We start from the raw sequence: 26,781 nt of genomic DNA, 5'->3' as shown, positions 1-26,781 counted from the left end.
GTGGGATAGATACTCAGTAAGAAGCAGGCCGGAAAGTTCTAAAAAAAGGCAGAGCCAGCACGGCGAACCGTACCAGCTCCGCCTTTAAGCCTGTGGCAAATCAGTCGGAAAAAAAACCGGCCTTAGTAGCCCGGGTTCTGCGTCACGGTGCCGCCCGAGAGCTGAATCTGGGTGGTCGGAATCGGGAACAGGTTGTTGGTTTCCGACACCAGGGGTTTGGTTTTGCCCTTGTCGTAGGGGTCGGTGCTAGTGGCCTGCGAGGTATTGAAGGCCTGCATCACAGACACCAGGCGCTTCTGGCGCACCAGGTCGTAGTAGCGGTGGCCTTCCATGGCCAGCTCGAGGCGGCGCTCCAGCCAGATGTCGCTCAGCAGCTGGGTGCCGCTGCTGCTGCGGGCCAATACCGTGCCGGGGCTCAGGCGGTTGGCACGGGCGCGCACCAGGTTCAGCGAAGTCAGGGCTTTACTGTCCTGGCCGAGCTTGTTCGAGGCTTCGGCGTGCATCAGCAGCAGGTCGGCGTAGCGCAGCTCCAGGCGGTTGAGGGGTGCGTGGTTGCCCTCGTTGGCCGGGCGGTCGGCCAGGGGAATGAACATCTTGCGGCTAATGCGGCCCGACTCGTTCTCCGAGAGCTTGGTGTCGTAGTTCGAGTAGTCGAAGTTGGCCGTTTTGGGCCCCACATTGTCGCCTTGCTTGATGATGGTCCACTGCCGGCGCGGGTCGTTGCCGAAGGCCTGCTCCAAGTTGCTGCTGGGCGTGTTGAAGCCCCAACCGCCGTCGGCGCGGCTGCGCATCACCACCGTGAGGTAAGTGCCGAGGTTGAAGGTCTGGTTGGCGTTGTAGTTGAGCTCAAAAATCGACTCTACGCCGTTGGGGTTGCTCACGCTCCACACCTTATCGAAGTCGCCGAGGCTGTACTGAGCCGAGTTAATAACGGTTTCGGCCGTTTGCTGGGCCAGGGCCCACTTTTCGGTGTAGAGGTAGGCCTTGGCCAGGTAGGCGTTGGCGGCGCCTTTGGTGGCGCGGCCCTTGTCGGTGCTGAGGCGGGCACCCTTCTCGGGCAGGGCGGCGGCGGCGTCCTGCAGGTCTTTGATAATCTGGGCGTAGCAATCGGCGGCCGAGGCGCGCGGAATGGCCATCGACTCACTCGGCGACACGGGCGTGAGCACCAGCGGCACGCCGCCGTAGCCCTTCACCAGCTCAAAGTAGTTGTAGGCCCGGATAAACTTGAGCTCGGCCAGCAGCTGCTGTTTCAGCGCGTCGTCGATGGGCGCCTTATCGATGCCCACCAGGCCGGCGTTGCAGTTGCCAATGGCCTGGTAGATAAAGGTGTAGCGGTTGTCAAACCACTCGTTGTTCGGCAACCAGAAGAAGCGGGCAAAATCGCCGAACTCGCGCTGGTCACCAGCAATGGCGTTGCCCTTCCAAGCATCGTCCGAGCCGGCATCGCCAAACATCCGGCTGCGGTCGATTTTCCACCAGTCGTCCTGGTCCGAGAGGGCGTAGCAGCCCATCACGGCCGCCTTGCACTCGTCGGCGTTGGTGTAGTAGTTGTCGGTGGTTTGCTGGCCCTGGGGCGACACGTCCAGGAACGTCTTGCACGACTGCACACCGAGGCTCAGGCCCAAGCCCAGCGCCAGAATAAAAATGCGGTTAGAGGTCTTCATGATACTAGCGGGTGGGATAGGGTTAGAACGCGATGTTGGCGCCCACCAGGTAGGTGCGGCTGGTGGGGTAGTTGCCCAGGTCTACCCCCCGGTTCAGGGCCGACGAAGCATCCGTGTACGAGCGGCCGTAACCAATTTCGGGGTCGAGGCCGCTGTACTTAGTGAAGGTAAACATGTTCTGGCCGCTCACATAGAGGCGCAGGCTGGCCATGCGCATGGCGTTGGAAACGCTCTTGCTGAAGGTGTAGCCGAGCTGCAGGTTGCGCAGGCGGGCGTACGAGCCATCTTCCACGTAGAAGTTGGAGAAGCGGGTCAGGTTTTGGTTGTTGTCGTTGGCCGCGATGCGGGGCACCGTGTTTGAGGTGCCTTCGCCGTGCCAGGCCAAGTTTTCGAGGCCCGCAATTTTGTTGTAGTTGTAGCTACCCGAGTACCACCAGCCTTTGTTGGCGTTCACCACGTCGTTGCCGAGGGTGCCCACCAGCGAGGCCTGCAGGTCGAAGCCGCGGTAGCCGGCGTTCAGGTTCACGCCGAAGGTCATGGCGGGGGTTGGGTTACCGATGTACTTCTGGTCGTCGGCATTGATGACGCCGTCGCCGTTGAGGTCGGCAAACTTGAAGTCGCCGGGCACCGCGTTGGGCTGAATCACCTTGCCGTCGGCCGTTTTGTAGTTGGCCACGTCGGCCGCGGTCTGGAAGATGCCGTTCTCCTGGTAGCCGTAGAAGGCGCCCACGTAGCCGCCCTCTTCCGTCTTGGACGGCCGCCCGAAGATGGGCGTGTTGCCCGAATACAGGGCCTGGCCGTTGGCCAGCTTGTCGATTTTGCTGATGGCGCGGGTTGCGTTCACGCTCAGGCCGTAGGTGAAGGGGCCCTTCGACTCGGCGTAGCCCACGGTGAAGTCGAGGCCGTTGGTTTTCATGCTGCCGATGTTGGTCACCGGGCTGTTGTAGCCGTAGCCAGCGTGGCCCGGAATGGCCTGGAACATGAGCATGTCGGTGGTGTTGCGCCGAAATACGTCGAAGGTGGCCGTCAGCTTATTGTTGAAAAAGCCCATGTCCAGGCCCAGGTCGTAGTCTTCCACCGTTTCCCACTTCACGTTGGGGTTCGGCACGTTGCTCTGGATCACCGCTACTTGCGCCGTGCGGTCGTCGCCGGTCACGTAGTAGGTTTTGGCGAAGGTGCCGGTGTAGGCGGCGTTGGTGAGGCTGCTGATGTTCTGGTTGCCCACGCGGCCCCAGCTGGCGCGCAGCTTCAGGAAGTTCATGGTTTCGAACGACTTCATGAATTCCTCGTCGGTGATGAGCCAGCCCGCCGACAGCGACGGGAACGTGCCGAAGCGGTTATCGGTCGGAAACACGGAGGCCCCGTCGCGGCGCACGCTGGCCGAGAGCAGGTAGCGGCCCTTGTAGTCGTAGGTGACGCGCCCGATGAGCGAGGCGATGGTGTTGACGTTGTTGTTGCCGCGGGCGTTGTAGTTGGCCGTGGCCGCGTCGAGCTGGCGCAGGCTGGGGTCGTTGCTCGGAATGGCCTGGCCCGAGGCGTACTCGTTGCGGTAGCTGAACTTCTCGAACGTAGCCGCCGCCAGGGCGGTAAAGTTGTGGTCACCAATCGACTTGTTGTAAGTCAGCGTGTTGGTGTTGTTCCAGTAGATGTTCAGGTTGTGCTCGCGCTCCACCGTGTTCACCTGGTTGCGCTCGTTGGCGTCGATGGTGTAGAAGGGCGAAAACGCGTTGCGCTCGTAGAAGTTGGTGTTCGTGCCGAAGCGCGTTTCCGCCACCAAGCCCGGCAGGAACTCGTAGTTGGCGTAGACATTCCCCACCAGAAAGTACTGGTTGCGCTTGTCGTCGTTGCGCTCCACCACGGCCAGCGGGTTGCCGATGTCGGTCGGCGAAGCCCCGTAGTAGTCGTAGGGGTTGCCCGAGGTGCCCGCTACGCGGGGCGAGGTGATGGGGTCGTCGTTGTACGCATCGCGAAATAGGCTACCGCTGTTGAGGTAGTTCTGGTTGGTCATCGAGATGTTCAGGTCCTGCCCCACCTTGAGGTGCTTGGCAGCCTGGTACTGCGTTTTTACGCGCAGCGTGAGGCGGTCGAAGTCGGTACCGCGCACCAAGCCGCGCTCCTTGTAGTAGCCCAAGCCGGTCGAATAAATCACCTTGTCGCTGCCCCCCGACAGGCCGAGCGAGTAGTTCTGGGTGATGCCGCGCTGCTTGATCTGGTCCACCCAGTTGGTGGTTTGGGTGTACTGGTCGGGGTTGGCGTACACCGCGGCGTTGCCCGAGTTGGTGGCCGCCAGGTTCATGATGCGGGCGTACTCGCTGGCCGAGGCCATATTGGGCACCCGCGTGGGGTTCGACACGCCGGTGGTGGCGTCCACCGTGATGGTGGGGGCGCTCACCGTGCCCGCCTTGGTCGTAATCAGCACCACGCCGTTGGCCGCCCGCGAGCCGTAGATGGCAGCCGAGGCCGCATCTTTCAGCACCGTGAGGGTGGCAATATCCTTGGGGTTGAGGTAGTTGATGTCGTTCACCGGCAGGCCGTCCACCACGTAGAGCGGGCTGTTGCCGTTGATGGTCGAGATGCCGCGGATGAGGATCTGGGGGGTAGCGCCCGGCTCCGAGCCCGCGCCCACCACCGTCACACCGGCCGCCTTGCCCTGCAGCGCCGAGCCCACGTCGCTCACCGTGAGCTTGGCCAGGTCCGAACCCTTCACGGTGGTCACGGCGTTGGTCACGGTGCGCTTTTCCTGCGAGCCGTAGCCGATCACCACGGCCTCGTCGAGGGCCTGGGCCGCCACGGCCAGGCGCACACTAAAGGTGGTTTGCTGGCCCACCAGGATTTCCTGGCGGTTGTAGCCCACCGACGAAATGACCAGCGTAGCGCCCGCCGTACCGTCGGGGATGCGGAGCGTAAAGCGGCCGTTCTCATCGGTCGAAGCGCCCAGCGTCGTGCCCTTGAGCACGACGGTAACGCCGGGCAAGCCAACGCCCTTCTCATCGAGCACGGTGCCGGAAATGGGCGTGTCGGCCGCGGCGGGCCGGCCGGCGGCAGCGGGCTGGGCCCGGTGGCGGGCACCCGCCGCGCCAGGAGCGGCGGCCACTGCCAGCGGCAGCAAGGCTCCGCAAAGGAGTATAGATTTTGCCTGCATCAGCAAAGGGGATAGGCGGCAGGCTGGAGCCTGCCAGGGTGGGAAAAGATGAAAAGCCGCGGGGAGAGCCGGCCGCTGCACAGCGGCCGGCAAGTGGTGTAAAAGTACTGGCCGCCCCAATCCGCCGGGGGCCCTATTTCCGGCGAAATAGGGGTCAAAACCCGTCAACAGGGCCTCGTTTTGGGAAGGATTGTTCTGGCATTTTTCAAGCAATCAATTGACCGGCAATCGTTTGCTCGTTGAAAAAGCAAGCCCCGCCCTAGAGGGCCCCCAGGGCGCGTAACTCGCTCAGGATGGGGTGGTCGAGGGTCGTCAGCTTTGTTTGCTGGGGCTTGAGCAGCTCCAGCACGGTGATGGTGTTGGTGCCCTTGCGCAGCCACTCGGCCGGCACGTACAGCGTTTGCTGGGGCCCAATGGCCCAGTAGCGGCCCAGGTTGTGGCCGTTTACCCACACCACGCCCTTGCCCCAGGGGCGCATGTCGAGGTAAGTATCGGTGGGGGTGGCCACGGCGAAGATGGCAGTGCGCAGGGCCGGGCCGCTGGTGGCGGCCAGCGCCCCTGCCCCACCCCCCGCCACGGCCGGGGCCCGGTCGAAGGGCAGGCCGTACTGCTGCCAGCCCGTGAGCTCCTGGCCGCCCAGGGACACGGTCTTGGTGATGCCCTTGGTGTTCTGGAGCAGGTACTCGCCGAAGTTGACGCGGCCCAGGTTCTCCACCAGGATGTCGAGCTGCACCTGCCCGGCGGGCAGCGCCACCAACAGGCTGTCCTGGCGCTCACGGCGGTCGAGGGTGCCCACGCGCTGGCCGTTGACCATGACCACGGCGTAGTCGCGCAGGTCTTTTATTTTCAACATTTTACTACCGCCACCGGCCACCTTGGTGCGGTACAGCACGAAGCCGTAGGCCTGCTTCAGGTTTTCGAAGGTGAGGGGCTTCTGGCTGGCCACGGGGGCGGGCAGGCGGCCGAGCAGGGCGGCGCTTTGGGTGAGCTGCATGGGCGGCAGGACCGCGCTGGGCTTGGCGGCAGGCACGGGCGGCAGCGGCTGGCCCTTGGGCCGGTACTTGGCAATCACGTCGCGGAAGGCGCGGAACTTGGCCGTGGCGTTGCCGGCCTCATCGAGGGGGGCGTCGTAGTCGTAGCTGCTCACCTGGGGCTCGTAGTGGCTGGTGTCGCCCTTGAAGTTGGCCCCGTTCATAAAGCCCCGGGTGGTGCCGCCGTGGAACATGTACATGTTGATGCTCATGCCGGCCCGCAGCACCGAGTCGAGCCCCGGCGTGTACCGGGCGGCGGGCACCGTGTGGTGCGGCGCGCCCCACCAGTCGAACCACGCCGGGTACCACTCGGCCACGTAGTAGGGCCCCTGGCCGCCGTGGTTGGCGTTCACCAACTGCCGGATTTGGCTGGGCTTGTCGGTGCCGTTCACGGCGGGCAGCAAGCCGGGCAGGTGGCCGGCGGCCACGTCTTTCACCGGGTCGCAGGTGTAGAGCAGGCCATCGAAACCGGCTTGCTCGAACAGCTTTTTGTTTAAAGCAAGATATTCTTTGTCAGCGCCGTACGAGCCGTACTCGTTCTCGACTTGCACCATGAGCACGGGCCCGCCCTTGCCTACTTGCAGCGGGGCCAGCTGCTTGCCCACGGCCTGCAGGTAGCGGGTGTAGGCGGCCACGTACTGCGGCTCCTGGCTGCGCACCTTCAGGCCGGGCACGGTTTGGAGCCAGTAGGGGTAGCCGCCGAACTCCCACTCGGCGCACACGTAGGGGCTGGGGCGCAAAATCACCCACAGACCCTCTTCCTGGGCCATCTTCACGAAGGCCGCCACGTCGTTGTTGCCCGTGAAGTCGTACTGGCCCGGCTGGGGCTCGTGCACGTTCCAGAACACGTAGGTACCGATGGTGTTGAGGCCCATGGCCTTGGCCATTTTCAGGCGGGCGCGCCAGGCTTCGCGCGGAATGCGGGGGTAGTGCAGCTCGCCCGAAATCATCTGGAGCGGCTTGCCGTCGAGCAAAAACTGGTCTTTGCCCAGGGCGAAGGTGTGGCGGACCGCCGGGGGCCCTGGCTTCGTGGCGGCGCGGCGCGGGGCGGGCCCGGGGGCCCCCGCGGCCGAGGCGCTGCCCAGCAGGCCGGCTGCGAGCAAGAGGTGGGGAAGGTGCTTGGAAAGCCGAAGGGTACGCATGAGCGGAGGCGGGTGGGAAAGGCCGTCAGGAAAGAAGCGGAAACTATTGCAAGGGCTTAAATGAATGGGCCGCGCAGCAGATTACCGTAGCAAAAGTAGCGGGCCGGATTGCCCGCCAGGGGGCCCAAATCGGTCAAAAAGCGGCTCAAAAATTACTAAAGTGCTACCAAAAGCTGTTTTCAGCGCATTTCTTGGCTAAAGCAACCGGTTGCTGGGGCCCCGGCGGATAGGCGCTTGGCAATCGGTTGCTTTGCGGGCCGGCGCGGGCGGCGGCGGGGCCCTATTCGGAAACAGCCTTAACTTTAGGGTAATGGAACGGGGGGCTCGGCGCTGAAACGGCACCCATTCCCGCCCCCTTCACTGGCCACTATTCGTGCAAATTCCCGCAGGCTTTCGTTGGTTATTGGTGGTACTGGCCGGGCTGCTGGGGCCAGTGGCCCGGGCGCAGAACGCCCCGCCGGGCGCGTTCCGCTTCGAGCACATCACCGTGGACCAGGGCCTCTCGCACAGCGACGCCATGGCCGTGATTAAAGACCGCGCCGGCTTCCTCTGGATTGGCACCAACCGGGGCCTGAACCGCTACGACGGCTACGGCCTGAAGCAGTACATGCTGCCCATCAACCCACGCAACGGCCAGTCCAGCAACCGGATAACGGCTCTGCTCGTGGGGCCCGACGAGCGCCTGTGGGTGGGGGCCGAGCACTCGGGCCTCAGCTACTACGACGCGGGCCACGACGTTTTTCAGCGCCTGGCCGACCGCGCCGTGCCGGCCGCCGACCGCGCCGCCGCGCAGCGCCTGGCCGGCAGCGACGTGACGGCCCTGGTGGCCGACCGCCAGCACCGCCTGTGGGTGGGCACGGCCCAAAACGGACTGTTTATGCTGCGCTTGGGCCCCCAGGGGCAGGTGGAGGCCCTGCGCCAGCTGCCAACCGCCCCCCCCGGGCAGCCGGCACTGACGCGCATCTCGGGCCTGGCCGCCGATGCCGAGGGCAACCTCTGGGTGGGCTCGTTCGACGCGGGGCTGCTGGTGCTGCCGGCCGCCAGCGGGCCCGCGGGGCCCCTGCTGCCCACCGCCCTGGCGGGTACCCCCGTAAGTGCCCTGCACCTCGACCGCCGGGGCGACCTGTGGGTGGGGGCCGAGCGCACCATCTACTGGGTATCGGCCGCCAGCCGGCGCACCCGGCAGGCGCTGGTGCCCCACGCCCTGCCCTACCACTACCCCCGCGTGCAAGCCCTGCGCCTCGATTCGTTTGGCCGGCTGTGGGCGGGCACCCTGCACGGCCTCTACGTGTGGGAGGCCGGGGCCCCCACGGCCGCCGCGCCGCCGCTGCAAGCCGGCCACCCGGCCCGATTTCAGCCCCGCGACGACGAGCCCTACAGCATCAACTCGGAGCGCGTGCACCAGCTGTTTGAGGACAACCACCAACTGATGTGGCTATGCGCCTCGGCCGGGGGCCTTAATAAGGTAGACCTGCGGCAACGGGCTTTCGGGCGGCTGCGGCACCAGCTCACGGGGCAGCCGGCACTTTCCAACGCCAACAACTACATCAACGCCATTTACAAGGAAGAGGCCACCAACACGCTCTGGTTTGGCACCCGCAATGGCCTGACGGCCTACGACTTGGCCCGCCGCACGTCGCAAACCTACCTCAGCCAGCCCGCCGACACGGGGCGCGGCGTGGATGCGGCCACCATCTTCCGGGCCGCCGATGGCACGCTCTGGGTGGGCACCCGCGACCACGGCCTGACGGCCGTGCGCCGCACCGGCGGCCGCACGCAGCTCACCACCTACCGCCGGACGGGCACCTTCGACCTCACCAGCACCCGCCTCGAGCACCTGGCCCAGGACGGCCAGGGCACGCTCTGGGTGGCCACGTTCTCGAAAGGGCTGCTGCGCCTGGGCCCCGACGGGCGCCTGCTGGGCCACTACGACATGGCCACGGCCCACCTGCCCACCAACCAGTTCACCTTTTTGCTCTACGATGCCCCGCGCAACGTGCTGTGGGCCAGCACCCGCGACGCGGGCCTGCTCAAGCTGCGCCCCACCGCCGACTCGCTGCGGCTGCTGCGGCAGTTCAGCTACGCCGGGGGCCGGGCCGGGGGCTTGCCCGTCAACTACGTCTGGCCGCTGCTGCTGGGCGAGGGCGGGGCCCTCTGGATTGGCACGCTCGGCGGGGGGCTCCAGCAGCTCACCACTACGGCGCAGGGCCGCGACACCTTGCGCAGCTTCAGCCGGTACCTGCCCGAGAGCGACGTGGAAAGCCTGCTGGCCGACGACGCAGGCAACCTGTGGGTGGGCGGCACCGGTCTCTACCGCTTCACGCCGGCCACCCGCCAGTACCTGCGCTACGACGTGGCCGACGGCCTCCAGAGCAACGCGTTTAAGATCGGGGCGGCGGCCCGCGCCCAGGACGGCACACTGTATTTCGGGGGAATTAACGGCATCACCTATTTCCAGCCTTCTGATATTCAGGCCAATCCGTACCCGCCGGTGGTGCAGCTCACAGACCTGCGCATTGCTAATCAGCCGGTGGCCGTGGGGCGCCCCTTTAACGGCCGCCTGGTGCTGGCAGGGCCCCTATCGGAGCCCCAAACGGTGACGATCAAGCCGTCGGAAAACGACTTTTCGGTGGATTTTGTGGCCCTCAACTACACCAACCCGCACAAAGACCACTACGCCTACCGCCTGCTGGGCTACAACCCCGCCTGGGTGTACCCGGGCCCCGGCCAGCGCACGGCCAGCTTCACCAACCTGCCGCCCGGCCGCTACACCCTGCAAGTGCAGGCCGACAACGGCGAGGGCGTATGGGCCAAAGCACCGGCCACTTTGCAATTTGAGGTGCTGGCCCCTTGGTACAAAACCGGCTGGGCTTACCTGCTCTACGGCTTGGTTTTGCTGGGCCTCATGGTGCTGTATCGGCGCTTCGAGATAACCCAGCAAGGATTGCGCAACAAGCTGGCCCTCGAGCATTTCCAGGCCGAAAAGGAGAAGGAGCTGACCAACCTCAAGCTGGGCTTTTTCACCAACGTGAGCCACGAGCTGCGCACGCCGCTCACCCTCATTTTGGGCCCCATGGAAGAAATAATCGGCGCGCCGGGTCCCGTGAGCGGCCTCCGCGACAAGGTGCAGCTCATGCACCGCCAAACCCGCAAGCTGCTCGACCTGGTAAACCAGCTCCTCGACTTCCGCAAGGTGGAAAGTGGCCATGTGCCGCTACGCGCCAGCTACGGCAACGTGGTGCAGTTCCTAACCGATAGCTACCTGGTTTTCAAGCAGCAAGCAACCGAGCGAGGCCTCGCCTACACCCTCGACGTGCCCGCCGAGGCGGTGCTGCTGCACTTCGACCGCAGCAAGCTCGAAATCGTGCTAACCAACCTGCTGGCCAACGCCTTTAAGTACACGCCGGCGGGGGGGCAGCTCACGCTCGCGGCCACGGTGGTGGGCAGCCCCGGCGGCGAGGCCGTGTTTCAACAGGGCGAGCTGGCGGGCAACTACCTCGAAATAAGCGTGGTGGACACGGGCGTCGGCATCCGGGCCGAGGAACTGGCGCGCATTTTTGACCCCTATTACCAGGCCTCGCACACCGATACGCTGCGCATGACGGGCACCGGCATCGGGCTCTCGCTAGCCAAGCAGTTCACCGAGCGCCACGGCGGCAACCTCCACGTAACGAGCGAGGTAGGCGCGGGCACCACCTTCCGGCTGCGGCTGCCCTTCGGCCGGGCGCACTTGCAGCCCGGCGACGTGCTGGCCGAAGCCGAGCAGGCCGAGCTAGCGGCCGAATTGGCCGAAACCGCCCCCGCCTTCGACCCAATCGCGTCCGACTTACCCACCGAGTCCCTGCCCGCCCGCCCGCGCTTGCTGGTGGTGGAAGACAACGACGAGGTGCGCCAGTACTTGCAGCAACTCTTTGGCAGTGAGTACGAAGTGCTGGCCGCGGCCGATGGCCTCGACGGCTGGGAAAAGGCCCTGGCCCAGCTCCCCGACCTCATCATCTCGGACGTGATGATGCCCCGCTCCGACGGCCTGGAGCTGTGCCGCAAGCTGAAGCAACACCCCAAAACGGCCCACGTGCCGGTGCTGCTGCTCACGGCCCGCACCGCCGCCCTGCACGAGGTAGAGGGCCTGGGCCTGGGGGCCGACGACTACGTGAGCAAGCCCTTCAACCCGCTGGTGCTGCAAGCCAAGGCCACCGCGCTACTGCGCAACCGCCTGAAAATGCGCGAGTTCTACCAGCGCCAGATTTTGCTGGAACCTACCGAAATCGTCGTCGCCGACGCCGACCGCACCTTCCTGGAGCAGGCCATGCGCGCCGTAGAGCAACACCTCGATGACCCCGCCTTCGGGGTGCAGGTGCTGGCCAGCGACCTGTGCCTGAGCCAGTCGGTGCTCTACCGTCGCGTCAAAGGCATCACGGGCCAAACCACGGTCGAGTTCATCCGCGACGTGCGCATGAAGCGGGCGGCCCAGCTCCTCACCCACAGCCAGTTGCGCATCACCGAAATAGCCTTCCAGGTGGGCGTCGAAAACGTAAAATACTTCCGCAAAACGTTCCAGAAAATCTACGGCGTGGCCCCCTCCGAATACGCTAAGCAGCACCGCCCCGACCGCGGCGCGGCCCTGCTCGTGGAAAGTGAAGAGGATGAAGCCAACGGCTAGCCACTGGGGCCCCGGCGGCTAATCCGGGCTTGGCCCCTGGTGGACGTGGCCCACGTGCTGAGTCCTGTAACGGCTTAGTTTTTAAGTTAAAAGTTGAGAGTTAAAAGTTAAAACCCTTCTCGGCCAAGCGTCGGGAAGGGTTTTAACTTTTAACTCTCAACTTTTAACTTAAAAACTACTCCACCTTGCGGTCGCCGCTGGTGAAGTCCACCATCCAGCCGGGGTACTCGGGGGCAAGCTGGCTTACTTCGGCGAGCTGCGCCAGCTCCTCAGGCGTAAATTTTACATCTACTGCCGTGAGGTTGTCTTCGAGCTGTTCCATCTTTTTGGCGCCGATGATGACGGTGCTCACCACCGGCTGGTGCAGCAGCCAGGCCAGGGCCAGCGCGGCCACAGTGCTGCCCTTGGCCTCGGCCATGGGTTGCAGTTTGTCGATGATGTCGAAGGCCAAGTCTTTGTTGACGGGCGGGAAGTCGAAGCCGCCGCTGCGGCGGCCGCCTTCGGCCTTTTGGTTTTCGCGGGTGTACTTGCCGCTAAGGAAGCCACCGGCCAACGGGCTCCACACCATGAGGCCCACCTTCTGGTCGAGCAGCAGGGGCCCCAACTCGCGCTCCAGGTCGCGGCCGGCGAGGGTATAGTAGGCTTGCAGCGAGGCAAACCGCTCCAGGTGCTCGTAGTGCGAAATACCCAAGGCCTTCATCAACTGCCAGGCTGTCAGGTTGCTGGCTCCGATGTAGCGCACCTTGCCGCTGCGCACGAGGTCGTCGAGGGCCCGCAGCGTTTCGTCGAGGGGCGTGAGCGGGTCGTAGCTGTGGATTTGGTAGAGGTCGATGTAGTCGGTGTGCAGGCGCTTAAGGCTGGCCTCGGCCTGCGCCACAATGTGCTTGCGGGTAAGGCCCACCTGGTTGGGGCCCTCGCCCATTTTGCCGCGCACTTTGGTGGCCAACACCAGGTCGTCGCGGTGCACGCCCAGGTTGCGGATGGCCTGGCCGGTGATTTCCTCCGACTGGCCTTCGGTGTACACGTTGGCCGTATCGATGAAGTTGACGCCCGCGTCGAGCGAGCGTTTGAGGATGGCGTCGGCCCCGGCCTGGTCTACGCCGTTGATGGCGGCAAACCGGCCCCCGACGCTGCCGAACGTCATGGTGCCCAGGCAAATTTCAGAAATTTTCAGGCCCGTATTGCCCAAGAGGTTGTATTTCATGGTTGTTGGCGTTGGTGAGAAAGTGCGCGGCCGGTAGAAAACCAGCCGCCAATTGCGCAGACGAATAACTTCGCCAGATACCCTAGCAAGTACCCTGAAGCACCGCAAACAACCGCCCAGGGCCCCTGGTGTTCGCCCGGGCCCCTACCCCGGCCGCGCCGCCACGCGCTGCCGCTGCTCGCCCAAGCCCGCGATGCCCAGCGCCACCGCATCGCCGGCGCGCAGGTACTGCGGCGGGTGCAGGCCCACGCCGGTGCCGGCCGGGCTGCCGGTCGAAACCACGTCGCCGGGCAGCAAAGTCATGAACTGGCTAACGTAGCTGATGAGCTTGGCGACGCTAAATACCATGTCGGCGGTGGTACCGTCCTGCTTGGGTTCGCCGTTGACGGTGAGCCAGATGCGCAGGCTTTGGGGGTCGGGCACGGCGGCGGGCAGCGTGAGGTAGGGCCCCAGCGGGGCGAACGTATCGGCGCTTTTGCCCTTGGCCCACTGCCCGCCGCGCTCCAGCTGGAAGGCCCGCTCGCTGTAGTCGTTGAGGACGGTGTAGCCGGCCACGTGGCCCAAGGCGTCGGCCTCGGCCACGTAGGACGCTTTGCGGCCGATAACGAAGGCCAGCTCGGCTTCCCAATCGAGCTTGGTGGCCCCGCGGGGCAGCACCACGTCGTCGTGGGGGCCGCACAGGGCGGAGGTAGCTTTCAGGAAAAACACCGGCTCGGTGGGCGCGCCCAGGCCGGTTTCGGCGCCGTGGCCGCGGTAGTTCAGGCCGATGCACACGATTTTGGACGGCCGCGCCACGCAGCTCCCCAGGCGGGCATCGGTGGGCACGGCGGGGCACTGGCCGGCGTGGGGCCCCAGCCAGGCAGCCAGGCGCGCCGGCCCGTCGGTGGCGAAAAAGGCTTCATTGTAGTCTTCGCCAAACGCCGCTACGTCAAGATGTTGGCTAGCAGCGGTGCGCACGCCGGGCTGCTCGTGCCCCAGCGGGCCGAAGCGAAATAATTGCATGGAACAGGATTGAGGAAGTTGGCGGCACAGTGCTTACGGCCCGGCCAGCGCCACGGCCGCCGCGAAGGCGGGGATTTCACCGAGCCGCTCATTGGTACGGGCCACCAGATCGACGCGCCAGCAGTAGTGCACCAGGCCGTTGGTGAGCAGCAGCAGCGGGGCCCCCACGGTTTGGTTGTAGGTGGCGGCCTGGCGGGCCACAGCCCCGTCGATGGCCACGTGCGGGGCCTTGCACTCCACCAGCAGCAGGGGCTGGCCGGTGGGGCCCAGGGCCAGCAGGTCGGTGCGCTTCTGGCGCTGGTTGTAGCGCAGGCCGCGCTCCAGGGCCAGCAGGCCGCGCGGGTAGGCCAGGTGCCCCACCAGGTAGTGCACCACGTGCTGGCGCACCCACTCCTCGGGCGTGAGCACCACGTGCTTGCGGCGCAGCACGTCCCAAATAAGCGGCTGGTTCGTGGCCGATTGCGTAAGTTTGGCTTCGAAAGGCGGCAGGTCCAACGCTTGCATCACCTCCAAAGGTACGGGGGCCCGCCGCGTTTCAGGAGCTGCCCGCCGTGCCGTCGCACCCAACTTGGGGCGGCGGCTTTTCTTTTTTTAACGGCCACTCATCCTGCCCTTGCAGTCAAACAACACCCACATGAAGACCAAAGAAGACATCGTAAAAAACTGGCTGCCACGCTATACCGGCGTACCGCTCGGCGACTTTGGGCAGTACATTCTGCTCACCAACTTCAGCAACTACGTACACATGTTTGCCGAGCAGTTTGGGGTGAAGGTGCAAGGCCTCGACAAGCCGATGCAGTCGGCCACGGCGGGCGGCATCACCATCATCAACTTCGGCATGGGCTCGCCGATGGCGGCCACGGTGATGGATTTGCTCTCGGCCATCAAGCCCAAGGCGGCGCTGTTTCTGGGCAAGTGCGGGGGCCTCAAAAAGACCAAGCTTGGCGATTTGGTGCTGCCCATTGCCGCCATCCGCGGCGACGGCACTTCGGACGACTACCTGCCCAAGGAGATTCCGGCGCTCCCCTCCTTCCGGCTGCAACGCGCTGTCTCGTCGATGATTAAGAAGCACGAGCTGGACTACTACACCGGCACCGTATACACCACCAACCGCCGGGTTTGGGAGCACGACCAGGAATTTAAGGACTACCTCAAGCGCGTGCGGGCCCTGGCCGTGGACATGGAAACGGCCACCATTTTCGTGTGCGGCTTCATGAACGACATCCCCCACGGGGCCCTACTGCTGGTGAGCGACAACCCGATGACGCCCGAGGGCGTGAAAACGTCGGAATCGGACTCGAAGGTGACCACCAACTTCGTGCAGCAGCACCTGCAAATCGGCATCGAGTCGCTGCTGGAGCTGAAGAACTCGGGCGAGTCGGTGAAGCACATGCGTTTCGACTAAATCGCTGATTTTAACTTATTAATCGTGATTCGGCTGATTATTTTAAGTCGCTGCAAATGACGCACTTTACTACGTTTTGGGGCCCTGGGCTGGGCGCGGCGCTGCTGGCCCTGGGGGCCCTAAACGGTTGTCAGCCGCGCCGCGAGGCCGTCGATTTGCTGGTGACCAACGCCACGGTGTACACCGTCGATTCGGCGTTTAGCAAGGCGCAGGCGTTTGCGGTGAAGGACGGCAAGTTTGTGGCCGTGGGCACGGCGGCCGATTTGGCGGGGCGCTACTCGGCAGCGAAGGAAGTGGATGCCCAAGGGCAGTTCATTTATCCCGGGTTTTACGACGCGCACTGCCACTTCTACCGCTACGCGCTGGGCCTGCAAGCAGCTGACTTGGTGGGCGCTACGTCGTGGGGCGAAACGGTGGCCCGCCTCGTGCGGCACCGCCAGCAGCAGCCAGACGCGGCCTGGCTCACGGGCCGCGGCTGGGACCAGAACGACTGGCCCGGCCAGCGCTTCCCCACCAAAGACACGCTGGACCAGCTGTTTCCGAACGTGCCGGTGCTCATTGCCCGGGTGGACGGGCACGCGGCGGTGGCCAACCAAAAGGCGCTGGATTTGGCCGGCGTCACGGCCGCCACGCCCATCAGTGGGGGCGTGATTGGGCGCGACGCCCGCGGCCGCCTCACCGGCCTGCTCGTGGACAATGCCGTGAAACTGGTGGCGGCTAAAATCCCCGAGCCGAGCCCGGCCGAGGCGGCGCGCCTGCTGCTGCAAGGCCAGCAAAACTGCCTCGCCGTGGGCCTCACCAGCCTTGCCGACGCGGGCCTCGACAAGGAGGACATCGACCAGATGGCGGCGTTGCAGACGGCCGGCAAATTGCACTTGCGCCTCTACGCCATGCTGAACCCCACGCCCGTCAACAAGGCGTACTACCTGCCCCGGGGGCCCTATTTCAGCGATAACCTGACCATCAGCTCCTTCAAGGTGTACGCCGACGGGGCCCTGGGCTCGCGCGGGGCGGCGCTCCTGGCCCCCTACACCGACCGGCCCAAGGAAACCGGCTTCCTGCTGCAAAACCCGGACTACTACCGTAACCTGGCCAAGGAGCTGGCGGCCACCAAGTTCCAGATGAACACCCACGCCATCGGCGACTCCAGCAACCGGCTGCTGCTGAACATTTACGGGGCGGTACTGAATGGCCAGCCCGACCGGCGCTGGCGCATCGAGCACGCGCAGGTGGTGAGCCCGCAGGACGTGGCCAAGTTCGGGCAGTACCGCATCGTGCCTTCGGTGCAGCCCACCCACGCCACCTCCGACATGTACTGGGCCGGCGAGCGGCTGGGGGCCCCGCGCCTGAAAACCGCTTACGCCTACGAGGCGCTGCGCAAGCAGTACGGCCAGGTGGCGCTGGGCTCCGACTTCCCGGTGGAGGACATCAACCCGCTCTACGGCTTCCACGCCGCCGTGGCGCGGCAGGACGCCAAGAACTTCCCCACCGGCGGCTTCCAGATGGAAAACGCCCTGAGCCGCCCCGATGCCCTGCGCGGCATGACCACCTGGGCCGCCCACGCCGGCTTCGAGGAGCGGCGCAAGGGGCAGATAAAGCCCGGCATGCTGGCCGATTTCGTGGTATTGAAAACCGACCTGATTAGGGCCCCCAACGAGCAGCTGCACGACGCCAAAGTGCAGCAAACCTGGATTGGCGGCAAGCAAGTATTCGCAGCGAAGCCTTAGCGAGCGGCGCCGTTCCGTTGCCAAAAAGAAGGGGCCCCGCACAGTGCGGGGCCCCTTCTTTTGCGGGTAAGCTTGGGTTAAAATCCGCCCATGGCGTCGGCGCTGGGGCCGTACACGCCGGGCACCGGAATGTCGAGCAGGCGCAGGTACACCGTGAGCTGGCCGCGGTGGTGGATGCTGTGGTTCAGGCCCATGATGCGCAGGGCGGCCCCCTTGGGGCGGTCCATCAGCACTTGTTCGCCGCGGCGCAGCTGGAAAGTTTCACCCAGCTTTTCGTCGCTCGAATCGTGCAGGGCCTGGCGCAGGTCGGCGCTGAACTGGTCGAAGCGGGCCAGCAGCTCTTCGGACGACGTGGGGCTGGGCGGGGGCTTGGGGGCGCTGGTATCGAGGAAGTCCCGCTCGCTGCCTTCGATAAACAGCTGCTTGAATTTCAGCAGATTGACGATGTGCGAGGATAACTGTCCCAGCTTCATCGACTTGGGATGCGGCTGGTAGTCGAAGTGGTCGGTGGGCACGCATTCCAGGACCTGGCGCGTCACGGCTAGCTCGCGGTCTAGCTCTTCGAGGATGTTTTGTTGGACGGAGGCGGTGTGCATGGAAAATTTGGGGTGAGAAAAAGATTAGAACAAAGCACCGATACGGGGCCCGCCGGGCCAAGACGGGGCCGGCCGCCGGTTATTTCAGCGTGCTGGGGGTGCTGGCGGCGGATGAGGCGGCCGGGGGCCCCGGGAACGTGGCGGGGTTGGTGGCCGGTACATCGCGCAGCTTCTTGCCGCGCAGCGTCAGCAAAAAGCCTAAGCCGAAGATAAAGAACACGATGAGCGACAAAATGCTGTTGCGCATCGAGCCCGTGATTTGCCCGATCAGGCCAAACGAGAGCGTGCCGATGACGATGCCCAGCTTCTCCACTACGTCGAAAAAGCTGAAATAAGCGGCCGCATTGACCGTGTTTTCGGGGATGATTTTGGAATACGTGCTGCGCGAGAGGCTCTGCACCGCGCCCATGGTGAGGCCGATGACACCGGCCAAGGCGTAGAAGCTCCAGCCAGCCTGCACGTAGTAGCCGGCAATGCAGATGAGCATCCAGATGAACACGGCCCAGCTCAGGGCCCGTGTGTTGCCGATGCGCTCCGAGATTTTGGCAAACAGCCAGGCCCCTAAAATACCCACCACCTGGAGCAGCAGAATGGTGGTAATGAGCGACGTACTATCAAGGTGCAATACCTTGTCGCCGAAAATAGTGGCTACGTACATCACCGTTTGCACGCCCATGTTGTAGGTGAAGTAGGCCAGCAGGAAGCGCTTGAGGTTGGGCTGCTGCTTGAGCTGCTCCCACACCTTGCCCAGCTCGCGGAAGCCGTTGAGGAGCCAGCCGTCTTCGCTCACGGGGGCGTCGGCCGGGCGGCCGGTGTCGGGCGGCAGGGTGAAGAACGGAATCTGGGCAAAGCCGATCCACCACACGCCCGTCAGCAAAAAGCTCAGCCGCGTGGCCTGCCCCGTGCTCATGCCGAACAGGGCCACGCCCTCGGGCCCGCCCGCCAGGTGGGGCCCCATGATGATGCCCAGGCAGATAACCAGCAGCAGCACCGAGCCGATGTAGCCCATCGAAAAGCCCCGCGCCGAGAGCGAATCGAACTTCTCCTCGGAGCTAATTTCGGGCAGGTACGAGTTGTAGAACACGATGCTGCCGCTGAAGCCCACGGTGGCGGCAATGAAAATAAAGGTGCTCAGCGTGAGGTTGTCCTTGGTGAAAAAGTACAGCCCGGCGCAGCTCAGGGCCCCCAGGTAGCAGAAAATTTGCAGGAACAGCTTCTTGCGGCCCGAGTAGTCGGCCAGCGACGTGAGGAACGGGCTGACCAGGGCGATGAGCAGAAAGGAAAACGAAATAGCGTAGGTCAGCAGCGACGAGCCGGGCACCTGAAACCCCAGGAAATCAACCTCATCGGTGGGGTTGATGGCCTTGGTGATGCTGCCCCAATAAATGGGAAAAATGGAGCTGGTGATAACGAGCGGGTACACCGAGTTGGCCCAGTCGTAGAACGTCCAGCCGGTGGTGATGCGCTTGTTATCTTTTTCAACGGGCCCGGCGACGGGCCCCGGGAGCGTAGCAGATGCAGCCATAAAGGGGCGGCGCGGGGATGAAAGCGCGCACAGCAGCCAAGGTAGCGGGTTTTCGACGCTTTCGGGGCCCCAGGGCCTGGCAGTTGCGGGCGGGGAGTTTGCCTAGGCCACGTTTCGGCATGGCGCGCCGCGCAATAGGCCCAAAAAAGCCGCCCCCTCCGGTACGGAAAGGGCGGCTTTGCAGAGTGGCCGCAAATGGGCTTCGCAGCCTAGCGCGGCGGCGTGGTAGGAGTCGTTGTCGTGCCAGGGGCAGTGGTGGTGCCGGGCGTAGTGGTGGTGCCGGGCGTAGTGGTGGTGCCCGGCGTGGTGGTACCCGGCGTGGTGGTGGTACCCGGCGTGGTGGTGGTACCCGGCGTGGTGGTGGTGCGCGTGGTATCACTAGTTACCGAAGTGTTGCTGTTCGAGTCGGTACCGGTACGCGACACGTCGGACGAGCCCGTGCAGGAAGAAAAGATTGCGCTTGCGCAAAATGCAGCCGCAAAAACTGGGATGGCGAACAATGACTTTTTCGTCTCTTTCATAAAATCTTTTCTTAGGTAAATGATTAGTTGGCGAGCACCGCATTGCGGCAATTACCAAACCTTGCGGAGGCTTTTACGTGACAGCCAATACAATAGCTGCAAAAAGCCAAAATTGTATGGCTATTGTGCTATTACTATTTGCGAGACTTTCAGGTTTTGAGCGATTTAGAAAAATATACACTCGCGCATAAAATTTGCTTTCCAGCGACCACTGCTTGCCCATCCAATCGATGATAAGAATAGCGGGACGGGCCAGCGGCCAAGCGAACCGGGTTTAAAACTCGCCGGGATTTGGAGCGGCCGGAGCGGCCCCCAAGGTCATGGCGGTTTGCAGGGTGGCGAGCAGGCGGCGCACGTCGCGGGTGGCGGTAGTTTTCAGTTCGTCCCACGAGGCGCGGCTGCCGAGGCCCGCGTAGCCAAAGAGGCTGGCTTTTTCCTGCTCCAGGGGCCCGCCCGAGCGCAGGTTGGGCGTGCCGGCGGCGTCGTGCACCAAGTCGGTGAGCACGTACTTGTAGGCCCCGTCCTTGGTGTAGAGCGTGAGCGTGTGCTGCACCACGCCGGCGTAGCTGCCGCGCGCCACCCCGGCGTAGGCGGTGCGGAAGGTGGCGATTTGCGTGCCTTTGATAACCAACTGGCCGGCGGCGGGGCCCGGGTCCACTACGGCGTTGGCCAGCGGGTAGGCCTGCGCCACCCAGGCGGTGGCCCGGGCCAGCAACTCGGCCTGGGTGGCGCCCGGCACGCGCACCACGCCCTCGTAGGCAATGCGGTGCGTGCGCGGGTCCACAGGCAGCGCGTCGGCGTCGGCGGGGTCGTAGTCGGTCAGCTTATCGGCCGGGGTGAGGTAGCGGAAGCCGCCCAGCTCGACCACCACCCACCGGGGCGAGAGGCGGCCCACCACCACGGCCGCCGTTTGGCTAGGCAAGTACTTGGCGGGCCGGCCGGCCGTGTCGGCCGCGCTGCGGTAGAGGGGGGCCTGGGCCACCCCAATGTAGTAGGTCACGGGCGGGTCGTGGGCCGGCAGCTTTTGGGCAGCGGCGGCCAGCGGCAGCCCCAGCAAACAGAACAGAGAGGCAGCTTTCATCAACAGGAGCAACGCGCGGGGAAAAAGGAGGCCCCGGGGCCCCAAAAGTAGCAGCGCCGCCAGGGTTTGCGCCCGATGCGCCCTAGCGCTGGCTCCCCGAGCCTCGGGCACACGGTGCCGCCAGGGCCCCTACGCGCCCTGGTGCCCTTGCAGCCACGCGATGGCGGCCCCCTCGTCACCAAAAAAATCGAGCCCGTACACTTGACCGGCATAGGCTTCGGGCGGGGCGTAGTCGGGGGCATCCACGATTAGGTGGTGCATCGATGGGCTGAACAAGTAGGCCACAAGCAGGCGCTTGCCCAGGCGGCGCGCCACCTGCGGGTAGTATTCTTCGAGCAGCCAGCGCTTGGTTTCGGCGTCGGGCGAGGCGCGGCGGCGCAGGTCTTGCAGCCAGAAGCGGCAGTTGGCCGACAGGGCCAGGTCGGCCAGCTGCTCGTAGCAGGGGCGCAGGTCGGCGGGGTCGGCGGGTTGGTAGTGCCAGCGGCCCAGCAGCACGTCCAGGTCGGGGCGCAGGGTTAGCTCGAGCAGCGGCGGAGTGGGTAAATTAATCGACATGCAGGGGCGGGCATCGGGGTAGAACACACGATTCCAAGGTATGGCTTCTGGCCGACTTGTGCGCGCCGGGCCCACCCGCCCCAAACCACCCTAAGGTGAACCATACGCAGGACCACAAACACGCCCACAGCGTATTAGCTAGCCGCTGCACTGACTAATTATTTTTTCCAGGCGGGCCCTGGCGGCCGGCTCGCCCCCTGGCCAAGCCAGGGCCCCGCCCGGGGCCCCAGCAGGCAGGCGCTAGCGGGCGGCCAGCTGCTGCCGGAGCTTGCGCCGGGTGAGCGGGTACAGCTCCCCGTCGAGGCCGATGCTGAAAAACTGCTCGGTAAAGGTGTTTGCGTTACGGCCGTACTGCACCGTGCGCGGGCGGCTGTACAGCACCACGCTGTCTTGGTGCGTGACCAAGTATGCCTGGTGTTTTACCAAGCGGAATACCTGGTGCTCAGCGTTGGCGAAGCCCCAGGCGTGGGCCGTCGGCACGTGGTGCACGGCGTGGGTGCCGTCCGCCACCACTACCAAGTGGCCGCGGGCCGGCTGGTGCCGCTCGACGTGGCCGGGCCGGGCCGGGGCGTTGCGCACTACTTCGGCGCTGCTGAGGTACACGCCCGGCTGAAGCTGGGCATCGGCCGCGGAGGGGCCCGAAAGGGCGACAAAGGCCGCCAGCAAAAAGGAGGAACTGAGCATGGGTGGGATGGGAAAGAAGTGTGTGAGAGCTGTATACGAAAAATTCTTCCCTACTGATGCGGTTTCCACTGCGGGGCAGCTGGGGCCCCCATGGGCCGCAAAATTACTACCAGTGGCCGGCGCTGGCCTGGCGGCGAGTGGCCGGCCCGGGGCAGGTTATTAAGCACGTGCTTTTCGCAAGCTCCAACTTTCTATCTATCAATTATTTGGGCTGATTTTTTCTGCGTCCGGCGCTTGGCCAGGACCGGACACACAGCTGGTTGGGCGCGCGCCCGGGCGCGGGGGCGCCGGGCGGCCGTGCCCCCCTCCTGCCCGGGCCGCGTGGGGCCGGGGCCGCTGCGCCGGGGCCCCCAGGACGGGAGTGCCACCCGCTTCAATTCTAGCAAATCATCAACGAATGCAATTTGCATAATATCATGTTAAGGCAATGGTGCAAATGCGGTCAATAGTTTTATATTTGCTCAATATCAACCTTTATTGGTTAAAATATTTTATTATAAATAGCATTAAAATTAGATCAATAATTCGTTTTGTTATATGCTATACTGCTACGCTACCGCCCCGCAAATTGCCCTGCCCGCTGGCCCCGCCACCGCCTCTGGGATGTCCGCTCACCAGCTGCCGGCGCGGGCCCGGGGCCCTAAGCTGGCCACCCGGCTGAAGCGCTTGCTGGCCATCGGCGGCCTGGTGCTGGCCGCGGCGGGGGGGGCCAGGGCCCAGGCCTACACCTACACGGTGGGCGAGGCGCAGCTGCGGCCCACGCAGGACGTGACGCTGCGGGCCGGCGAGTCGCTCCACATCCCAACGAACACCGTGTACACCGGCCAGGTCACGTTTGAGGGCACCGGGCAGCTCATCGTCAACGACTGGGTGTGGATTGCCGCCACCGTGGCCCTGCCCGCGCAGGCCACCCTCACCAACCGCTACATGCTCTCGCTGGAGCAGCTGACGCTGGCCAGCGGCGCGACGGTGCACAACGCCCACCAGTGCGCCACCACGGCGCTGGTGCTGGCCGCGGGGGCCGTGGTGCAAAACGACGCGGACGGCTGGATGCAGGTGTACAGCGAGGGCTTTGCCAACGCGGGCCTGATCCGCAACTGCGGCACTTTTCTGGCGCAAAGCTGGGCAGCCGGCGGGAAAATAGTGGGCTGCGCGCCGCTGCCCGTGCAGCTGGTCAGCTTCACGGCCGAGCCGGCGGCGGGCGGTGTGGCGCTGCGCTGGCGCACGGCCCAGGAGGTGAACGCCGCCCGCTACGAAGTGGAGCACAGCCCCGACGGGCAGGTTTTCGCGCCGCTCAGCCAACAGCCGGCTAAGGGCGCAAGCACCTACGCGGCCACCGACAAAGCCCGCCCGGGCACCCAGTACTACCGCCTGCGCATCGTGGACGCCGACGCCAGCTTCCGCTACTCGCCGGTGGCCGTGGTCAGCGGCGGGGCTACCTTGGTGAGCCGGGCCTGGTACAACGAGGTGGGCCAGCGGCTGGGGGCCCCGCGCCCCGGCTTCCTGCTGGAAGTGAGCACCTACGCCAACGGCGCGGTGGCCAGCCGCAAGTACTGGCAGCAATAGGCCCGCCGGGGCAGCCACCGGGGCTGGGCCGCCAAGCCCCGGCCCGGCTTTCTGAAAAGCAAAAACCCCGCTTGCGAGCTGCAAGCGGGGTTTTTGGTAGCTGGGGTTGCTGCCGTAAAACAGCAGTGTAGAGGGGATGGGATTCGAACCCACGATGAGCTTTTGGCCCATACACACTTTCCAGGCGTGCTCCTTCGACCACTCGGACACCCCTCTAGGATGGCAGTAATCTAGGGCAAAGGTACGGGGCCCCGGCCGGCCCGGCAAGCCTTTGGGGCCCGGGCGTTGCTTTTGGGCCCCGGGACCTATGCTTTAATGGGGCCGGCTGGGGGCCCCAGCGAGGATCAGGGCGTGATTTCGCCCCGCAGGTTCTCGCCCAGCAGCTGGCGGGTGTGGGCCTCGCCGAGGCCCAGGCCGAGCACAAACATGAGCTTGGTAACGGCCGCCTCGGTGGTGATGTCGTCGCCGCCCACCACGCCCAGGCTGGCCAGGGCGGCGCTGGTTTCGTACTTGCCCTGCACCACGCGGCCCTCCACGCACTGGCTCACGTTGAGCAGCCACACGCCGCGGGCCCGGGCCTGGCGCAGGCTCTCCGTGAACCACGCGGCGGTGGGCGCGTTGCCCGAGCCGTAGGTGGCGAGCACGCAGCCGCGCAGGCCGGGCACGCCCAGCACGGCCTCGACCACGGCCGCCGTGATGCCCGGAAACAGGTGCAGCACGGCCACGCTGGTTTCGAGGCGCTGGTGCACGCGCAGGGGGGCGGTGGGCAGCCGCCGAATGCTTTTATCGCTGAAGTACAGGCCAATGCCGGCCCGGGCCAGCGGCGGGTAGTTCTCGCTCTTGAAGGCCGCAAACTGCTGGCTCTCCACCTTTTTGGCCCGCGTGCCGCGGATGAGCACGTCGTTGAAGAATACGCCCACCTCGGGCACGCGCACGGTGCCGGCGCGGGGGTGGCGGGCGGCGGCAATTTCGAGGGCCGTCACGAGGTTGCGCGGGGCATCGGAGCGCCGGGCCCCCACCGGCACCTGGGCCCCGGTGAACACCACGGGCTTGCCCAGGTGCTCGAGCAGGTAGCTGAGAGCTGCCGCTGAGTAGGCCATCGTGTCGGTGCCGTGCAGCACCACAAACCCGTCAAAACCAGCGTAGTGCGTACCAATGAGCTGGGCCAGAAACAGCCAGTCGGCGGGGTCCACGTTGCTGCTGTCGATGGGCTCGGGCAGGCTCAGCAGCGACACCCGCAGGGGCAGGCGGGCCAGCTCGGGCATCTGGCCGTCGAGGCGGCTCAGCTCCATGGGGGCCAGCTCGCCGGCGGCGTTCACGGCCATGCCCACGGTGCCGCCGGTGTACACGAGCAGTACGTGCGGGGCGGTGGCATCGGTGGGGTCGGCCAGGGTGGGCAGGGGCACCAGGGGCAGGGCGGCGGGGTTGGGGGGCGTGGGCATACGGGGGGCGAAAGTAGGGCCGGGCGCAGGTTAGGCGGGCCGGGGGCCCTAAATTTGCCGCGGCGGCGGCCCCGCCCGCCCGCGGCCCGTATGAGGCCCTTGGCCGGGTCCCGGCCGTTTGCTTTTCCCCATCCCTGGTTTTTGCTGCTATGGCGTCCGAATTCGCTGCCCCCTCCCCTCCTAAAGTTATTACCGACGTTGTGCTCATCGGCGCCGGCATCATGAGCGCCACGCTGGGCACGCTGCTCAAGCAGCTCCAGCCCAACCTGACCGTCGAAATCATCGAGCGCCTCGACGAGGTGGCCGCTGAAAGCTCCGACGCCTGGAACAACGCCGGCACCGGCCACTCGGCCTTCTGCGAGCTGAACTACACGCCCGAGCGCCCCGACGGCTCCATCGACATTTCCAAGGCCGATAAAATCGCCGAGCAGTTCGAGCTGAGCAAGCAGTTTTGGGCCTCATTGGTGGAGCAGGGCACCCTCCCCGACCCCGATTCGTTCATCCACGCCATTCCGCACATGAGCTTCGTGTGGGGCGCGGCCAACGTGGAGTACCTGCGCAAGCGCCACGCCGCGCTGCTGCACTCGCCCCTGTTCGAGGGCATGGAGTTCAGCACCGACCCGGAAAAAATTGCCGAGTGGATTCCGCTGGTGATGGACGGCCGCGACCGGTCGCAGCCCGTGGCCGCCACCCGCATGGCCATCGGCACCGACGTCAACTTTGGGGCCCTCACCCGCACCTTGTTTGAACACTTGCAGGGCCTGCCGGGCGTGAAATTTACCCTGGGCCAGGAGGTGAGCGGCATCAAGCGCCGCGACGACGGCAGCACCTGGCGCCTGAAGGTGAAGGACTTGAAGGCCGGCACCAAGCGCAACGTGCGCGCCCGGTTCGTGTTCATTGGGGCCGGCGGCGGCTCGCTGCACCTGCTCGAAAAATCGGGCATCCCGGAGGCCAACGGCTTCGGCGGCTTCCCCGTCAGCGGCCAGTGGCTGAAGTGCCTGAACCCCGAAGTGGTGGCCCGCCACGACGCCAAGGTGTACGGCAAGCCCGCCGTGGGCTCGCCCCCCATGAGCATGCCCCACCTCGACACCCGCCAGATAAACGGCCGCCAGGAACTGCTGTTTGGGCCCTACGCCGGCTTCAGCACCAAGTTCCTCAAAAAAGGCTCCTACACCGATTTGTTCCGCTCCATTGAGCTGGGCAACATCCGGCCGCTGCTCTTTGCCGGGGCCCGCAACCTGGGCCTCACCAAGTACCTCATCGGCCAGGTGCTGCTCACGCCCACCGAGCGCATCGCCGCCCTGCGCGAGTACTACCCCGAGGCCAACCCCGCCGACTGGGAGCTGGCCGTGGCGGGCCAGCGCGTGCAGGTCATCAAAAAGGACAAGAAGCAGGGCGGTGTGCTGGAGTTCGGCACCGAGGTGGTGACGGCCGCCGACGGATCCATTGCCGCGCTGCTGGGGGCCTCGCCCGGGGCCAGCACCGCCGTGGCCATCATGCTTGACCTCGTGCAGCGCTGCTTCCCCGAGCAGGCCGCCACGCCCGAGTGGCAGGCCAAGTTCCGCGAGCTCGTGCCCTCCTTTGGCCAGAAGCTGGCCGACAACCCCGCCCTGTGCGCCGCCGTGCGCCAGCGCGGCCAGGATGTGCTGCACGTAGTGCCGGCGTAGGCTGGGGGCCCTGAAATGGGCACCCTCTTGTCGTCCCGAACGCAGTGAAGGATCTGAGGACACTTGAACGGCGCGCAGTATTAATTACTGTAAGCGGTTCAAGGGGCCTCAGATCCTTCACTTCGTTCGGGATGACAGTTTTTTGGTTTTAAGCAGCCAAAAAGGGG

Annotated in this window: 17 protein-coding genes, 1 tRNA gene and 1 pseudogene; 5 read left to right on the top strand and 14 right to left on the bottom strand. The window is 65.2% G+C overall.

What is annotated here, in order from left to right; all coding sequences use genetic code 11:
• Positions 1-122: 122 nt before the first annotated feature.
• From EAH73_RS10625 to EAH73_RS10615, 3 genes are all read right to left on the bottom strand, one after another.
• Positions 123-1,664, bottom strand: coding sequence for a RagB/SusD family nutrient uptake outer membrane protein (locus tag EAH73_RS10625; protein ID WP_140466481.1), 1,542 nt, complete (start codon positions 1,662-1,664; stop codon positions 123-125).
• A 22-nt stretch (positions 1,665-1,686) separates the two neighbouring features.
• Positions 1,687-4,773, bottom strand: a complete 3,087-nt coding sequence (locus EAH73_RS10620; protein ID WP_161599506.1) for a SusC/RagA family TonB-linked outer membrane protein — start codon at positions 4,771-4,773, stop codon at positions 1,687-1,689.
• 292 nt (positions 4,774-5,065) lie between these two features.
• Complete coding sequence (locus EAH73_RS10615; RefSeq protein ID WP_140466479.1) at positions 5,066-6,979, bottom strand: glycoside hydrolase family 35 protein; 1,914 nt, start codon at positions 6,977-6,979, stop codon at positions 5,066-5,068.
• 373 nt (positions 6,980-7,352) lie between these two features.
• Here EAH73_RS10615 and EAH73_RS10610 point away from each other — a divergent pair, with 373 nt between their 5' ends.
• On the top strand, positions 7,353-11,639 hold the full coding sequence (locus EAH73_RS10610; protein ID WP_140466478.1) for a hybrid sensor histidine kinase/response regulator transcription factor: 4,287 nt from the start codon (positions 7,353-7,355) through the stop codon (positions 11,637-11,639).
• A gap of 175 nt (positions 11,640-11,814) precedes the next feature.
• On the opposite strand, the gene EAH73_RS10605 is transcribed toward EAH73_RS10610, so the two are convergent.
• The 3 genes from EAH73_RS10605 to EAH73_RS10595 form a co-directional block, all read right to left on the bottom strand.
• Complete coding sequence (locus EAH73_RS10605) at positions 11,815-12,843, bottom strand: aldo/keto reductase (RefSeq protein ID WP_140466477.1); 1,029 nt, start codon at positions 12,841-12,843, stop codon at positions 11,815-11,817.
• 144 nt (positions 12,844-12,987) lie between these two features.
• Entirely contained in the window at positions 12,988-13,845 is an 858-nt protein-coding gene (locus tag EAH73_RS10600) for a fumarylacetoacetate hydrolase family protein (RefSeq protein WP_140466476.1), read from the bottom strand.
• Between the two features lie 33 nt (positions 13,846-13,878).
• Positions 13,879-14,349 carry a type I restriction enzyme HsdR N-terminal domain-containing protein gene (locus EAH73_RS10595; protein WP_140466996.1) on the bottom strand — a complete coding sequence of 157 codons (471 nt, stop codon included), beginning with the start codon at positions 14,347-14,349 and terminating at the stop codon, positions 13,879-13,881.
• Between the two features lie 130 nt (positions 14,350-14,479).
• Between EAH73_RS10595 and EAH73_RS10590 the strand changes: the two genes are divergently transcribed.
• Entirely contained in the window at positions 14,480-15,250 is a 771-nt protein-coding gene (locus tag EAH73_RS10590; protein WP_140466475.1) for an AMP nucleosidase, read from the top strand.
• Positions 15,251-15,306: 56 nt separating this feature from the next.
• Positions 15,307-16,977, top strand: coding sequence for an amidohydrolase (locus EAH73_RS10585; RefSeq protein ID WP_140466474.1), 1,671 nt, complete (start codon positions 15,307-15,309; stop codon positions 16,975-16,977).
• A 77-nt stretch (positions 16,978-17,054) separates the two neighbouring features.
• On the opposite strand, the gene EAH73_RS10580 is transcribed toward EAH73_RS10585, so the two are convergent.
• From EAH73_RS10580 to EAH73_RS10555, 6 genes are all read right to left on the bottom strand, one after another.
• On the bottom strand, positions 17,055-17,573 hold the full coding sequence (locus EAH73_RS10580; RefSeq protein WP_140466473.1) for a DinB family protein: 519 nt from the start codon (positions 17,571-17,573) through the stop codon (positions 17,055-17,057).
• Between the two features lie 79 nt (positions 17,574-17,652).
• Entirely contained in the window at positions 17,653-19,098 is a 1,446-nt protein-coding gene (locus tag EAH73_RS10575; protein WP_140466472.1) for an MFS transporter, read from the bottom strand.
• Positions 19,099-19,307: 209 nt separating this feature from the next.
• Positions 19,308-19,619, bottom strand: coding sequence for a hypothetical protein (locus EAH73_RS23390; protein WP_193560200.1), 312 nt, complete (start codon positions 19,617-19,619; stop codon positions 19,308-19,310).
• Between the two features lie 274 nt (positions 19,620-19,893).
• A complete protein-coding gene (locus EAH73_RS10565) occupies positions 19,894-20,700 on the bottom strand; it encodes a DUF4468 domain-containing protein (protein ID WP_140466470.1) in 807 nt (268 codons plus the stop codon).
• Between the two features lie 129 nt (positions 20,701-20,829).
• A complete protein-coding gene (locus tag EAH73_RS10560; protein ID WP_140466469.1) occupies positions 20,830-21,255 on the bottom strand; it encodes a hypothetical protein in 426 nt (141 codons plus the stop codon).
• A 240-nt stretch (positions 21,256-21,495) separates the two neighbouring features.
• Positions 21,496-21,939, bottom strand: coding sequence for a hypothetical protein (locus tag EAH73_RS10555; protein WP_140466468.1), 444 nt, complete (start codon positions 21,937-21,939; stop codon positions 21,496-21,498).
• Positions 21,940-22,476: 537 nt separating this feature from the next.
• On the opposite strand from EAH73_RS10555, the gene EAH73_RS10550 reads away from it, so the two are divergent.
• Positions 22,477-23,505, top strand: coding sequence for a hypothetical protein (locus EAH73_RS10550; RefSeq protein ID WP_140466467.1), 1,029 nt, complete (start codon positions 22,477-22,479; stop codon positions 23,503-23,505).
• 128 nt (positions 23,506-23,633) lie between these two features.
• Here EAH73_RS10550 and EAH73_RS10545 read toward each other — a convergent pair.
• Positions 23,634-23,721, bottom strand: a tRNA-Ser gene (locus tag EAH73_RS10545).
• A 128-nt stretch (positions 23,722-23,849) separates the two neighbouring features.
• Positions 23,850-24,947 (bottom strand): asparaginase, encoded by a 1,098-nt coding sequence (locus EAH73_RS10540; protein ID WP_140466466.1) that lies wholly within the window; start codon positions 24,945-24,947, stop codon positions 23,850-23,852.
• A gap of 119 nt (positions 24,948-25,066) precedes the next feature.
• Here EAH73_RS10540 and EAH73_RS10535 point away from each other — a divergent pair.
• Positions 25,067-26,614 (top strand): annotated as a pseudogene (locus EAH73_RS10535) (malate:quinone oxidoreductase); the annotation flags it as partial.
• Positions 26,615-26,781 lie beyond the last annotated feature (167 nt).

The organism is Hymenobacter nivis, assembly GCF_006439025.1.
Taxonomy (GTDB): Bacteria; Bacteroidota; Bacteroidia; order Cytophagales; family Hymenobacteraceae; genus Hymenobacter; species Hymenobacter nivis_A.
The sequence above is the reverse complement of the archived record's forward strand: the minus strand, read 5'-3'. Positions and strand labels throughout refer to the sequence as shown.

Coding starts and splice junctions, on each gene's coding strand:
- EAH73_RS10625 (WP_140466481.1), bottom strand. CDS start 1,664: ATGAAGACCTCTAACCGCATTTTTATTCTGGCGCTGGGCTTGGGCCTG.
- EAH73_RS10615 (WP_140466479.1), bottom strand. CDS start 6,979: ATGCGTACCCTTCGGCTTTCCAAGCACCTTCCCCACCTCTTGCTCGCA.
- EAH73_RS10605 (WP_140466477.1), bottom strand. CDS start 12,843: ATGAAATACAACCTCTTGGGCAATACGGGCCTGAAAATTTCTGAAATT.
- EAH73_RS10600 (WP_140466476.1), bottom strand. CDS start 13,845: ATGCAATTATTTCGCTTCGGCCCGCTGGGGCACGAGCAGCCCGGCGTG.
- EAH73_RS10595 (WP_140466996.1), bottom strand. CDS start 14,349: ATGCAAGCGTTGGACCTGCCGCCTTTCGAAGCCAAACTTACGCAATCG.
- EAH73_RS10590 (WP_140466475.1), top strand. CDS start 14,480: ATGAAGACCAAAGAAGACATCGTAAAAAACTGGCTGCCACGCTATACC.
- EAH73_RS10585 (WP_140466474.1), top strand. CDS start 15,307: ATGACGCACTTTACTACGTTTTGGGGCCCTGGGCTGGGCGCGGCGCTG.
- EAH73_RS10580 (WP_140466473.1), bottom strand. CDS start 17,573: ATGCACACCGCCTCCGTCCAACAAAACATCCTCGAAGAGCTAGACCGC.
- EAH73_RS10575 (WP_140466472.1), bottom strand. CDS start 19,098: ATGGCTGCATCTGCTACGCTCCCGGGGCCCGTCGCCGGGCCCGTTGAA.
- EAH73_RS23390 (WP_193560200.1), bottom strand. CDS start 19,619: ATGAAAGAGACGAAAAAGTCATTGTTCGCCATCCCAGTTTTTGCGGCT.
- EAH73_RS10565 (WP_140466470.1), bottom strand. CDS start 20,700: ATGAAAGCTGCCTCTCTGTTCTGTTTGCTGGGGCTGCCGCTGGCCGCC.
- EAH73_RS10560 (WP_140466469.1), bottom strand. CDS start 21,255: ATGTCGATTAATTTACCCACTCCGCCGCTGCTCGAGCTAACCCTGCGC.
- EAH73_RS10555 (WP_140466468.1), bottom strand. CDS start 21,939: ATGCTCAGTTCCTCCTTTTTGCTGGCGGCCTTTGTCGCCCTTTCGGGC.
- EAH73_RS10550 (WP_140466467.1), top strand. CDS start 22,477: ATGCTATACTGCTACGCTACCGCCCCGCAAATTGCCCTGCCCGCTGGC.
- EAH73_RS10540 (WP_140466466.1), bottom strand. CDS start 24,947: ATGCCCACGCCCCCCAACCCCGCCGCCCTGCCCCTGGTGCCCCTGCCC.